This window comes from Streptomyces justiciae, assembly GCF_015163075.1.
GTDB classification, from domain to species: domain Bacteria; phylum Actinomycetota; class Actinomycetes; order Streptomycetales; family Streptomycetaceae; genus Streptomyces; species Streptomyces justiciae.
Map to the genome: position 1 here is coordinate 194690 of NZ_JADDXU010000016.1, position 11705 is coordinate 206394.

Genomic DNA, 11705 nt, shown 5'->3' on the forward strand with positions numbered 1-11705 from the left:
AAGCTACCCCACCCGCCGACGGGGCGGGAGGGGGTGCGGAATCGAGCGGTGTTCAGGTAGCGGCTGGTCAGCGCCGGAAAATGCGCTCACATGGGGAAGGGTCGGACAGAAAACTGACGGTTGAGTAAGTTTCGGACCCGTAATCTCCACCGAATCTGTACGACCCGATTACCCCGCTCCCAGCCTGTCGGAATGATCAGTTCCGCTGTGTCGTCGTCTCCTCTGTCAGCGTCGTCGCGGCCGGTTTCGTCACACCCGTCCGCACCGCGCCCGGCGTCCTGAGCAGGGCCAGGACCAGCACCCCGCCGACCACCGCCACCGTCCCCGCCGTCACCGCCGCCGTGTTCAGCCCCGAGGCGAACGCGGCCCGCAGCGCGTGCTCGGGGAAAGCGCCGCGCAGCGCCTGCGCTCCGCCGCCCGCGAGCGCGTGGGCCGCGCCGTGCGGCAGCGAGTCCGCCATCCGGGAGGTCAGCACCGTGCCGAAGAAGGCGAGGCCGAGCGCGTACCCGAACTGCCGGAAGGTGTTGACCGCACCGCTCGCCATGCCCGACCGCTCCCGCTCCACCGTCGCCAGCGCGGCCCCCGCGACCGAGGGCGCCACCAGGCCCGTACCCACACCCACCAGGAGCAGTCCCGGTATCAGCGCCGTCGACGTCGAACCGGCGTCCAGGAACGCCATGCAGAACTGACCGGCGCCGATCAGCAGCAGCCCGCCCCCGACGGTGAACCGGGCCGGCACCCCGTGCAGCAGCCGCCCACCGGCCGCCGCCACCACGAACGCGGCCAGCGACAGCCACAGGAACACCAGCCCGCCACGCACCGGACTCATCCCCAGCACGGTCTGCAACCAGATCGAGGTGTACGCCATCACGCCGAACGCCGCCGCGTTGAAGGCGAACGCGCCCGCCATCACCCCGGAGAACGCCGGCTTCAGGAACAGCCGCGGATCGATCAGCGGGTCGGCGACCCGCCGCTCCACGACCAGGAAGGAGACCAGCGCGAGCGCCGCGCCCGCGAAGGAGACGAGGGTGCCCGTCGAGCCCCAGCCGTGCGACCCGGCCCGCACCGCCCCGTACGTCACCCCGCCCGCGAACGCCGCGAACGTCACCGTCCCCGCCCAGTCGACCCGCCGCCCGGCCCGCCCGCGCGACTCCGGCACCGCTCGCAGCGTCAGCCACACCGCGACCACGCTCACCGGCAGGTTGACGTAGAAGATCCACCGCCAGCCGGGACCGTCCGTCAGCAGTCCGCCCAGCACCGGGCCCACCGCGGACGCCGCGCCGCCCACCGCGCCCCACACCCCGAGCGCCATCGACATCCGCCGCCCCTGGTAGACCGACGCCAGCAGCGGCAGCGTCGTGGCGAGCGTCGCCGCCGCGCCCGCGCCCTGCAACGCCCGCGCCGCGACCAGCGTCGCCGGCCCGGACGCCACCCCGCACAGCAGCGAGGCCCCCGCGAACACCACGACCCCCGTCACATGCACCCGCCGCCGCCCCAGCACGTCGGCCGCGGCGCCCACTCCCAGCAGCAGCGCGGCCAGCGCCAGCGCGTAGGCGTCCATCACCCACTGCAGATCGCTCAGCGACGCGTGCAGCGCCGCCGCCATGTCCGGCAGCGCGACGATCGCGATCGTCACGTCCAGCAACAACATGAACGTGCCGAGACACACCGCTGTCAGCGGCCCCCAAGTACGCATGTCCTCAACTCCTCGTCCGTGGGATGCGTATGACTCCGTACGATGGGCTCGACACGGCCGATCACGGCGGTAACGGGCGTTGAAGCGCCGGAATCCGACAGGAGTGGGCATGCTGACGATGGAATCCGCCACGCTCGATGCCCTGGACCTCCAGCTGCTGGCGGCGCTGGAGGTCAACGGCCGGGCCTCGTTCAGCCGGCTCGGGACCGTGCTCGGTGTCTCCGACCAGACGATCGCGCGCCGCTTCCGCAGACTGAGTGCCGAGGCGGGGCTGCGGGTCGTCGCGCTGCGGGACGGCTACCGGCTCGGGCAGGACCAGTGGATGCTGCGCTTCCGTTGCGCGCCCGACAGCGCCCCGGCCATCTCGGACGCCCTCGCCAAACGGCCCGACACGGGCTGGATCGGCCTCGCCTCCGGCGGCACCGAGATCGTCTGCATGACCCGGCCCCGCAGCCCCGGCGACCACGACGAACTCCTGCTCGGCAAGCTGCCCCGCACCCCGAGCGTCGTCGACATCCGCGCCCACCAGCTGCTCCACCGCTTCTACGGCGGCCCCACCGGCTGGTCCAAGAAGTTCGGCGTGCTCACGGACGACCAGATCGCCGCCCTGCGCCCGCACCCCGAGCCCGGACCGGGACCGGCCCGTATCGACCCGGACGACGAACCCCTGCTCGCCGTCCTCGAACACGACGGACGGGCCGGCTACCCCGAACTCCAGCGCGCCACCGGCCGCTCCGAGTCCGCCGTCAAACGCCGGCTCGCCGCGCTGCTCGCCTCCGGGGCCGTCTACATCGACATCGAGTACCACTCCGAGGCCTTCGGCTTCCCCCGCGCGGCCGCCCTGTGGATCACCACCGCCCCCGGCGCCCTGCACTCCGTCGGCCAGGCCCTCGCCGCCCACGACGAGGTCGCGTTCGCCAGCGCCACGGCCGGCCCCTCCAACCTCGTCACCACCGTCGTCGTCCGCGACACGGCGGCCCTGTACGCCTACCTCAGCGGCCCGCTCGGGAGCCTGGCCGGGGTGCAGCACGTGGAGGCGACACCGTTCCTGCGCAGGGTGAAGCAACTGACGTACGCCCGGCCCTAGGGCCGGTCCGATGGATCAGGCCCCGGACGCGGGGTCTGGCACGCCCTAGGTGCGATGGAGGCGGTCGCCGCCCGTCAGGATCGCCGCCGCCAGGGCGTCCGCCGCGCCCTGGGACGTCGTGCGGCGGTGGCCGTGGACCAGGACGAAGTCGACGCGGCCCAGTTCCGGCAGGCCCGAGCGGTCCGGCATGCGGACCAGTCCCGGCGGGATCAGGCCCCGCGAGTGGGCCATCACGCCGAGCCCGGCGCGGGCCGCCGCGATCAGGCCGTTGAGGCTGCCGCTCGTGCACGCGATCCGCCACTCGCGGCCCTGCCGCTCCAGCGCCTCCAGCGCGAGCGCCCGGGTGATGCCCGGCGGCGGATAGGCGATCAGCGGCACCGGACGGTCCGGGTCGAGGCGGAGCCGCTCCGCGCCGATCCACACCAGCCGGTCGTGCCACACCAGTTCGCCGCGCGGGTCCTCCGGCCGGCGTTTGGCGAGGACCAGGTCCAGCTTCCCGGCCGCCAACCGCTCGTGCAGCGTGCCCGAGAGCTCCACGGTCAGCTCCAGGTCGACCTCGGGATGGTCGTACCGGAAGCGCTCCAGGATCTCCGGCAGCCGGGTCAGCACGAAGTCCTCCGACGCCCCGAAGCGCAGCCGGCCGCGCAGCCGGGTACCCGTGAAGAACGCCGACGCCTGCTCGTGCACGTCCAGGATGCGGCGCGCGAAGCCGAGCATCGCCTCGCCGTCCTCCGTCAGCTCCACCGAGTGGGTGTCCCGGGTGAACAACTGCCGCCCGGCCGCCTCCTCAAGACGCCGTACGTGCTGACTGACGGTTGACTGGCGCAGCCCGAGCCGCCGGGCGGCCTGGGTGAAGCTCAGGGTCTGCGCCACCGCCAGGAACGTACGCAACTGGGACGGGTCGTACATGCACCCCACGTTATCGCGGAACGTGATGACAGTCAGAGCGGTATGCCGGATTCCCGATCGAGGGAGGGAGGAGGACGATGGAGGGGGGACCCCACGGCCCCGGTACCGCCGAGAGCACGACGAGTATGTGGAGCACCGTGAAACGCCTGCGCTGGCCGAGTTGGATGCCGATCGACCCGTACATCCTGCTGCTCCTCGGGACGGTGGGCCTCGCCGCCCTCCTCCCGGCCCGCGGCACGGGTGCGGACGTGGCCTCCGGCGCCTCCACGGCCGCCATCGCCTTCCTCTTCTTGCTGTACGGCGCCCGCCTGTCCACCCGGGAGGCCCTGGACGGCCTCAAGCACTGGCGCCTGCACGTCACGGTCCTCGCCTGTACGTTCGTGGTCTTCCCGCTGCTCGGCATGGCCGCCCGCGGACTCGTCCCGGTGCTGCTGACCCAGCCCCTCTACCAGGGACTGCTCTTCCTCACCCTCGTCCCGTCGACGATCCAGTCCTCGATCGCCTTCACCTCCATGGCCCGCGGCAACGTGCCCGCGGCGATCTGTGCCGGGTCCTTCTCCTCCCTCGTCGGCATCGTCATCACCCCGCTGCTCGCCGCCGCCCTGCTCGGCAGCAGCGCGGGCGGCTTCTCCGCCGACTCGCTGGTGCAGATCGTGCTCCAGCTGCTGGTGCCGTTCGTCGCGGGGCAGCTGCTGCGCCGCTGGATCGGCGGCTTCGTAGCCCGGCACAAGAAGGTCCTCGGCCTCGTCGACCGCGGCTCGATCCTCCTCGTCGTCTACACCGCGTTCAGCGAGGGCATGGTCCAGGGCATCTGGCACCAGGTCAGCCCGCTCCGGCTGACCGGACTGCTCGCCGTCGAGGCGGTGCTGCTCGCCGTGATGCTCGCGCTGACCTGGTACGGCTCCAAGGCGCTGCGCTTCGGCCGCGAGGACCGCATCGCCATCCAGTTCGCCGGCTCCAAGAAGTCCCTCGCCTCCGGACTGCCCATGGCGAGCGTCCTGTTCGGGGCGCACGCCTCGCTCGCCGTGCTGCCGCTGATGCTCTTCCACCAGATGCAGCTGATGGTCTGCGCGGTCATCGCCAAGCGCCGCGCCCACGACCCCGAGCCCGGCATCACGGCGCCGGTTTCAACCGCAGCGTCACGAACCGCGGTCGGTACAGGGACACGTTCCGGTTGAGCTGCGCCGCCGCGGCGGACGGCTCCAGCCAGTTCACGTCGTAACTGAGCACCAGCCGCCCGCCGCCGCCCAGCGCCAGGTGCACCTGCGGGTTGTAGGCCGCCACCTGCCCCTCCGGCAGCGCGGGAGTGAAGTCCTTCGTCGGCCCGTGCCAGGGCCCGCTCGGTGAACACGCCCAGTACGAGGTGACGGTCGTCAGCCCCGCAGTCCCGGCCGCCATCGTGAACAGCACATACGTGCCGTCCGCCCGCACCACCGAGAACGCGCTGCCCACGCCCGTGCGTCTGCGCTCGTCGCCGAGCACCGCGGCGGGCTTCGCCCCGGCCCGCCAGTCGGAGCCGTCCCAGTACTGCCACGCACCGGGCTCGCCGAGCCTGCCGTCCCGGACCCGCGCCGCGTACGCCGACGACACCGGCCGGGAGGCCGCCTGGCCGTCGTCGCCGCCGAAGACGTAGGTCCACCCGCCCTCCTCCACGAGCGTCGTACCGAACAGCACCCGCCGGGACGGATCGGGGACCAACTGCTGGTCGAGCACCTTGACGATCGACTCGACCCGCAGGTCGGGCAGTGACAGCGTGGCCACCTCGGTGGCCGTGGGCGTGCCGTAGATCCACGGCGCCGCCGCCGCCGTCCGCACCCACAGCACCACACGCAGGACCTGCTCCGACGACCCCGGCGACCGGGGCTCGACCCGGGCCGCCACCGGCCAACGCCACTGATTCGGGCCCGGATCGGGGAACAGCGGCGCCGGGAGCGTGCTCTCCAGCCGTCCGTCCCGCATCAGCACCGCCGAGTTGCGCACCAGCGGCGCCGCGGTGTCCCGCCAGGCGTACGACTCGCCGACCGGGTTGGGCGGGGCGTACACCTGCCCGAGATAGGTGTCCGAGAACAGCCACAGCACCCGCCCGTCCGGCAGCCGCACCGAGTGCGTACCGTCACCGCCGGTCCAGTCGTCGGCGCGGGTCGCGTCGTCGCCGTACCGGGCGAACTCGGAGTTGAGCCCCTCGTCCGCCGACCACGACCCGACCGTACGCGGCACGCAGCCGCCCGCGTCCGGCCGGTCCTCGTCCTCGGGCAGGGCCGTGAGCAGCACGGCCCCGAGAACCAGGGCCAGCACCAGGCCGAGCCCCGTTCCCGTCCGCTGTCGTGCTCGTACGTCGTCGGGCACCCACGGGACGTTAGTGGCCGGCGCTCACATGGTCCATGGGCGGTCGGACGTCGCATGCGTGTGACCGCGCCCGATCGTCAGGGGCGCAGCACCACCTTCCCGAGGTTGCTCCGCGACTCGATCACGCTGTGCGCCGCGGCCGCGTCCGTGAGCGCGAACTCCGCGTGCACCGCCGGCTTCAGCGCCCCGTCCTCGAACAGCCGCCACAGCTCCGTACGCCACCGCTCGTACCGCTCCGGCTCCCCGCGCGCGATCCGCGCCATCTGGAAGCCGATCACCGACTTGGCGCCCACGAGCAGGTCGTACGCCTGGATCGTGCCGCCGCCCGAGCTGTACGCGACGAGCCGTCCGCCGGGGGCGAGCGCGGCGAGGGCCGGGGTGAGCAGATCGCCGCCGACCGCGTCGAGGGCGTAGTCGACGGGTTCGCCCCAGTGCTCGTCGGTGTAGAGGGCCATCTCGTCGGCGCCCAGGGAGCGTACGAAGTCCGCTTTCGCCGCGCTCGACACGGCCGCCACCACCCGGCCCGCACCCCGCGCCCGGGCCAGTTGCACGGCCAGGTGGCCGACGCCGCTCGCCGCGGCGGTGACCAGCGCGGCCTCACCCTTCGCGGGGCGCGCGGCGTCCAGCGCGCCGGACGCCACCAGCCCGCTGCGCACGAGCGCCACGGCGTCCACGCTGGAGGCGCTGTCGGGCATCGGCGAGGCCATGGCCTCGTGCAGCACCGCGTAGTCGGCGTAGCCGTGCCCGAAGCACAGTCCCGTCACCCGGTCGCCGACGCGGAAGCGGGTGACCTCGGCGCCGACGGCCACCACCTCCCCGGCGATCTCGCCGCCCAGCGGTATCGGCTCGGCGGCCTCGGTGACCTTGCGGACGACGGGGAGCGTGACGCCGATCGCCTCGCAGCGGACCAGGAGTTCGGCGGGGCCGGGCTCCGGGACGGCGACCTCCTCCAGGAACAGGGGGCCACCGGTGGACTCGTACCGGATGCGGCGCATCGCACCTCCAGGGAGCGGTCTGGGATCGGGCATGGATCGTTGGGAGTCCCAACGGTATAGGGACAATCGTGGGGACGCCCAATGATTTTTCGTTGGGGCTCCCCATGAATTTCTTGCTAGGCTGCGCCCATGTCCGAAGCTCCCCTCGCCGAGATCCGCTCCCTCCCCAGCTGGCTGCTCGGCCGGGCGGCCGCCCGGGGCCGTGCCCTGGTCGCCGACGAACTGGCGGCCGAGGGCATCAAGATGTGGCACCACGTCGTGCTCTCCGCCGTCCGCGACCTCGCCCCCGTGGCCCAGGCCGACATCGGGCGCAGCGTCGGGCTCGACCCCAAGGATCTGGTGGGCGTCCTCAACGACCTCCAGGCCGAGGAACTCGTCGTACGCGACCTCGATCCGCGCGACCGCCGCAAGAACGCGGTCTCGCTCACCGACGCGGGGGCGCGACTGCTGAAGCGCTGCGAGAAGGCCGCCCGGAAGGCCAACGACGAGCTGCTGGCCCCGCTGTCACCGGCTGAACGCGACCATTTCATGGGCCTGTTGATCCGGATTTCCGGTACGGAGGGCTGACGGCGGATAACGTTCCGTCATGACCGCACCCCTCGCGCTCGATCCCGCGCGCAGCGCCCTCGTCCTCGTCGATCTGATGGACCGGATCGTGGCGCTGCCCCTGGAGCCCCGCAAGGGCACCGAAGTCCTCGGCACCGCCCAGGAGTTGGCGACCGCCTTCCGTTCGGCGGGCGCCCATGTCGTCCTCGTCCGCGTCGAGCGTCCCGGCGTCCCCGAACAGCCGCCCGGCAGCGCGCTGGTGGCCGGTCTGGCCGGGGACGGCGACATCGAGGTCGTGAAGCGCACCATCGGCGGCTTCCAGGGCACCGACCTGGACGAGCGGCTGCGCGAACGGGGTGTCACCACCCTCGTGTTCGGCGGCATCGCCACCAACCTGGGCGTGGAGTCCACGGCCCGGGCCGCCGGGGACCTCGGCTACGACCTGGTCTTCGTCGAGGACGCGATGGCGGCGCTCACGGCGGCGGAGCACGACGCGTCGGTACGGCTGGACTTCCCCCGCCTGGGCACGGTGGTGCACTCGGCGGAGGTGCACTTCACGGCGCCCTGACCGGCTGCCCGGTTCACCCCCGGGCCGGCGCGGCCTGGAGGGCGATGCGCTCCTCGCCCGCGTACACGTTCATGGACCGGCCCCGCAGGAAGCCCACCAGCGTCAGCCCCGTCTCCGCGGCCAGGTCCACGGCCAGCGAGGACGGGGCGGAGACCGCCGCCAGCACCGGGATGCCCGCCATCACGGCCTTCTGCGCCAGCTCGAAGGAGGCCCGCCCGGACACCAGCACGATCGCCTGCGACAACGGCAGCCCGCCGCTCTGCAACGCCCGCCCCACCAGTTTGTCGACCGCGTTGTGCCGCCCGACGTCCTCCCGTATGTCCAGCAGTTCCCCATCCCCGCTGAACAGTGCGGCGGCGTGCAGACCCCCGGTCCGGTCGAACACCCGCTGTGCCGCGCGCAACCGGTCGGGGAGGCTCGCGAGCAGCTCGGGGTCGACCCGGACCGGGGGAGTGTCGGAGATGGGCCAGCGCGCCGTGGTCCGCACCGCGTCCAGGCTAGCCTTGCCGCACAGCCCGCAGGACGAGGTCGTGTACACGTTCCGTTCGAGGGTGATGTCCGGGATCTTGACGCCCGGCGCGGTCCGCACGTCGACCACGTTGTAGGTGTTGGAGCCGTCGACGGTGGCGCCCGCGCAGTACACGATGTTCTGCAGGTCGCCCTGCTCGGCCAGCACCCCCTCGCTGACGAGGAACCCCGCGGCCAGCGCGAAGTCGTCGCCGGGGGTGCGCATGGTGATCGCGAGCGGCTTGCCGTTGAGCCGGATCTCCAGTGGCTCCTCGGCGACGAGCGTGTCGGGCCGGGTGGAGACCGCCCCGTCGCGGATGCGGATCACCTTGCGTCGTTCCGTGACTCGTCCCATGGCTGATCAGTCCCGGTTCTGTATGTACTGGTGGCCGAAGCGGCCCTTGATGCAGAGATGGCCGCGGGTCACCGGGCCGTCGTGCGGGGAAGTGACCTTCACGATCTCATTGTCCTGCACGTGCAGGGTCAGCCGGCAGCCCACTCCGCAGTGGCCGCACACCGTGGTCGTGGCGGTCTGTGCCGGTTCGTCCCAGGTGCCCGCCACGCGCAGGTCGAACTCCGTCCTGGACGACAGCGCCCCCGTCGGGCACACGTCGAGGCAGTCGCCGCAGTACACGCAGGCGGAGTCGGTCAGCGGCGCGTCGTACTCGACGCCGACGCGGGTCTCGGCGCCGCGGCCGGAGACCGCGAGGGCGAACGTGTGCCGCCCCTGGCCGCCGCAGGCCGCCACGCAGTTGCCGCAGCGCAGGCACTTGCCGGGGTCGCGCACGACCAGGCCGTTGTCGAGGATCGGCGCCTCCTCGGAGCGGGCCGCGCCCGGGCCGAACCGGTCCGGCCGCGCGCCGTACTCCTCGATCCAACCCATGGCCTGCGGTGTGGTCGACAAGTCGACCGACGAGGCGAGCAGTTCGAGGACGGTCCTGCGGCTGTGCCGGACGCGCTCGCTGCCGGACCGCACCCGCATGCCGGGCTCGGCCTCGCGACAGCAGGACGCCACGAGGGCGTCGGCGCCCTCGACCTCGACGACACAGAGCCGGCAGGCGCCGCCCGGAGCGAGCGTCCCGACCTGGCAGAGGGCCGGGATCTCCTTGCCGAACGCCCGGCAGGCGTCCAGAAGGGTCGTCCCCTCGGGGACGCACACCGGCTCCCCGTCGAGCGCGAACTCCAGCAGCCGACGCGGCACCCCCAGGGACGTCACGGTCACCCGTACACCCCCAGCCGGTCCACACCCGACTCCACGGCGTTCCAGGCGCTCCGCCCGAGCCCGCACAGCGACGCGTCCCGCATCGCGCGGCCGACCTCCCTGAGCAGCGCGAGATCGTCGGCCGCGGCCGGTCCGGCCGGGTCCACGAGCCGGTGCAGCGCCTCCTCCTGCCGTACGGTCCCGATCCGGCACGGCACGCACAGTCCGCACGACTCGGCCCGGAAGAACTCCGCGACCCGCGACAGCAGCCGGGGCAGCGGCACGGTGCCGTCGAAGGCGATGACGACACCGGAGCCCACCGGGACGTCCAGCTGGTCCGGGCGTACGAAGCCGCCGGCCGCCCCGCCGACCAGGACCGCGCGCAGATCCGGCCGTACACCGGCCCGGGCGAGGAGCTCGCCGAGCGCCGCCCCGTACGGCAGCTCGTGGACACCGGGCCGGTCCACGCTCCCGGACACACAGACGAGCCTCGACGCGCTCGCCGCCGGCCCTTCGGTCAGGATCGGCAGGACGCTGACCAGCGTCTCGACGTCCACCACGACCGTCGGCCCGCCGAACAGGCCCTTCTCCGACGGCGACGGCGGCGACGGCGGCGACGGAGGCGTCGGGCACGGCTCCGCGCGGTACCCCTCGATGGAGCGGAGCACCGCGGTCTCCTCACCGCAGACGTACGCGCCCGCCCCGCGCCGGATCTCGATGTCGAAGGCGTGCCCCCGGCCGAGGACGTCGTCGCCGAGCAGCCCGCGGGCGCGCGCCCGGTCGACGGCCCGGCGCATCCGCCGTGCCGCCCGCGGATGCTCGCCGCGGAGGTAGAGATACCCGCGGCGTGCGCCGATCGCATACGCCGCGATCGTCATCGCCTCCACCAGCGCGTACGGGTCGCCCTCCATGAGGACGCGGTCCTTGAAGGCGCCGGGTCCGGATTCGTGGGCGTTGCACACCAGGTGGCGCGGCTGGTCGGGCCGGGACGCCGCGGCCTGCCATACGCGGCCGACCGGGACGGCCCGCCCGTCATGGCCGGTGGGGAAGGCGGCGTCGCCGCGACCGACCAGGCCGGAGTCGACGATCTCGCGGAGGACTCCGGCGGGGCCGAGCGCGAAGGCCCGGCGCAGTGCGGTGCAGCCGCCGTGGGCGCGGTAGTCGTCGACGGACGACGGGTCGACCACGCCGACTCGCCCCAGCAGCACGGGTGCCGGCTGCCCCGTCCGGGGAACCGCCGCCTCGGCCGGTGGCTCCTGCGGGGCCGAGTCGGGGGCGGTCGCCGCGAGGACGGCGGTCTCGACCGTCGCCGGCGCCGCCACCGCCGTACGCACCGGATCGCCGGCCTTCACCGCCAGTGCCGCCGGGGCGCGCTCGCACAGGCCAAGGCACGAGGCGCGGCGGACCGCGACACGGTCGCCGCCCTCTAGACCCTCCAGAGCTTTCAGACCCCCCAGGCGCGACTCGATCCCGGCGCACAGCGCGGATGCTCCGGCGGCCGTGCAGACCAGGTCCGTGCACACGTGGAGGACGGTCGCGGGGCGTGGGGTGACCGAGAACAGGGGGTAGCTGGTGGCGACCCCGTACGCCTCGGCCGGTGCCACGGTGAGTCGTCGGCACAGATAGGCGAGGGCGCCCTCGCTGATCCAGCCGACCCGGTCGGCGAGCGCGTGCAGCCCCGGCAGCAGCAGGTCACGGCGGCTGCGGGCAGCGTGCCCGCCGCTGGACCACCTCAGGTCCGCCTCGGTCCGCTCCGCGCCCTCCCACGAGGACTCCGGCGGGCCCAACAGCGCGTCGACGGTGGCGCGTTCGTCGTCCGTCGGCTCGACGTCCCTGAAGTGCAGGTCCAT

11 protein-coding genes are annotated in these 11705 nt (G+C 73.3%); 4 read left to right on the plus strand and 7 right to left on the minus strand.

The features are described from left to right. Window positions 1–196: 196 nt before the first annotated feature. Window positions 197–1696: an MFS transporter gene (locus tag IQ210_RS35730; RefSeq protein ID WP_194083364.1), complete on the minus strand. Its 1500-nt coding sequence runs from the start codon at window positions 1694–1696 to the stop codon at window positions 197–199. Window positions 1697–1805: 109 nt separating this feature from the next. On the opposite strand from IQ210_RS35730, the gene IQ210_RS35735 reads away from it, so the two are divergent. Beyond that, entirely contained in the window at window positions 1806–2783 is a 978-nt protein-coding gene (locus IQ210_RS35735; RefSeq protein ID WP_194083365.1) for an Lrp/AsnC family transcriptional regulator, read from the plus strand. A gap of 45 nt (window positions 2784–2828) precedes the next feature. Here the strand turns inward: IQ210_RS35735 and IQ210_RS35740 are convergent, their stop codons facing one another. Further along, window positions 2829–3692 carry a LysR substrate-binding domain-containing protein gene (locus tag IQ210_RS35740; protein WP_194083366.1) on the minus strand — a complete coding sequence of 288 codons (864 nt, stop codon included), beginning with the start codon at window positions 3690–3692 and terminating at the stop codon, window positions 2829–2831. A 164-nt stretch (window positions 3693–3856) separates the two neighbouring features. Here IQ210_RS35740 and IQ210_RS35745 point away from each other — a divergent pair, with 164 nt between their 5' ends. Beyond that, window positions 3857–4870 carry a bile acid:sodium symporter family protein gene (locus tag IQ210_RS35745; protein WP_194083409.1) on the plus strand — a complete coding sequence of 338 codons (1014 nt, stop codon included), beginning with the start codon at window positions 3857–3859 and terminating at the stop codon, window positions 4868–4870. Here IQ210_RS35745 and IQ210_RS35750 read toward each other — a convergent pair. Together IQ210_RS35750 and IQ210_RS35755 are read right to left on the minus strand one after the other, a co-directional pair. Continuing rightward, a complete protein-coding gene (locus IQ210_RS35750) occupies window positions 4806–6038 on the minus strand; it encodes a hypothetical protein (RefSeq protein WP_194083367.1) in 1233 nt (410 codons plus the stop codon). The two genes, IQ210_RS35745 and IQ210_RS35750, sit on opposite strands and share 65 nt — an antisense overlap. A 77-nt stretch (window positions 6039–6115) precedes the next feature. Continuing rightward, the gene (locus tag IQ210_RS35755; RefSeq protein ID WP_194083368.1) at window positions 6116–7033 is read right to left on the minus strand and encodes a quinone oxidoreductase family protein; all 918 of its coding nucleotides are present in this window, start codon (window positions 7031–7033) and stop codon (window positions 6116–6118) included. Window positions 7034–7162: 129 nt separating this feature from the next. Between IQ210_RS35755 and IQ210_RS35760 the strand changes: the two genes are divergently transcribed. Together IQ210_RS35760 and IQ210_RS35765 are read left to right on the plus strand one after the other, a co-directional pair. Next, window positions 7163–7600 (plus strand): MarR family winged helix-turn-helix transcriptional regulator, encoded by a 438-nt coding sequence (locus IQ210_RS35760; protein WP_194083369.1) that lies wholly within the window; start codon window positions 7163–7165, stop codon window positions 7598–7600. 19 nt (window positions 7601–7619) lie between these two features. Next, a complete protein-coding gene (locus IQ210_RS35765; RefSeq protein WP_194083370.1) occupies window positions 7620–8147 on the plus strand; it encodes an isochorismatase family protein in 528 nt (175 codons plus the stop codon). Between the two features lie 13 nt (window positions 8148–8160). Here IQ210_RS35765 and fdhD read toward each other — a convergent pair whose 3' ends face one another. From fdhD to IQ210_RS35780, 3 genes are read right to left on the minus strand one after another with little or no spacing between them, the layout of a single operon-like run. Next, complete coding sequence (gene fdhD / locus IQ210_RS35770; protein ID WP_194083371.1) at window positions 8161–9009, minus strand: formate dehydrogenase accessory sulfurtransferase FdhD; 849 nt, start codon at window positions 9007–9009, stop codon at window positions 8161–8163. 6 nt (window positions 9010–9015) lie between these two features. Continuing rightward, window positions 9016–9876: a 2Fe-2S iron-sulfur cluster-binding protein gene (locus tag IQ210_RS35775; RefSeq protein WP_194083372.1), complete on the minus strand. Its 861-nt coding sequence runs from the start codon at window positions 9874–9876 to the stop codon at window positions 9016–9018. After that, window positions 9873–11705, minus strand: a complete 1833-nt coding sequence (locus IQ210_RS35780) for an NAD(P)H-dependent oxidoreductase subunit E (RefSeq protein ID WP_194083373.1) — start codon at window positions 11703–11705, stop codon at window positions 9873–9875. Before IQ210_RS35780 ends, IQ210_RS35775 begins: the two co-directional genes overlap by 4 nt.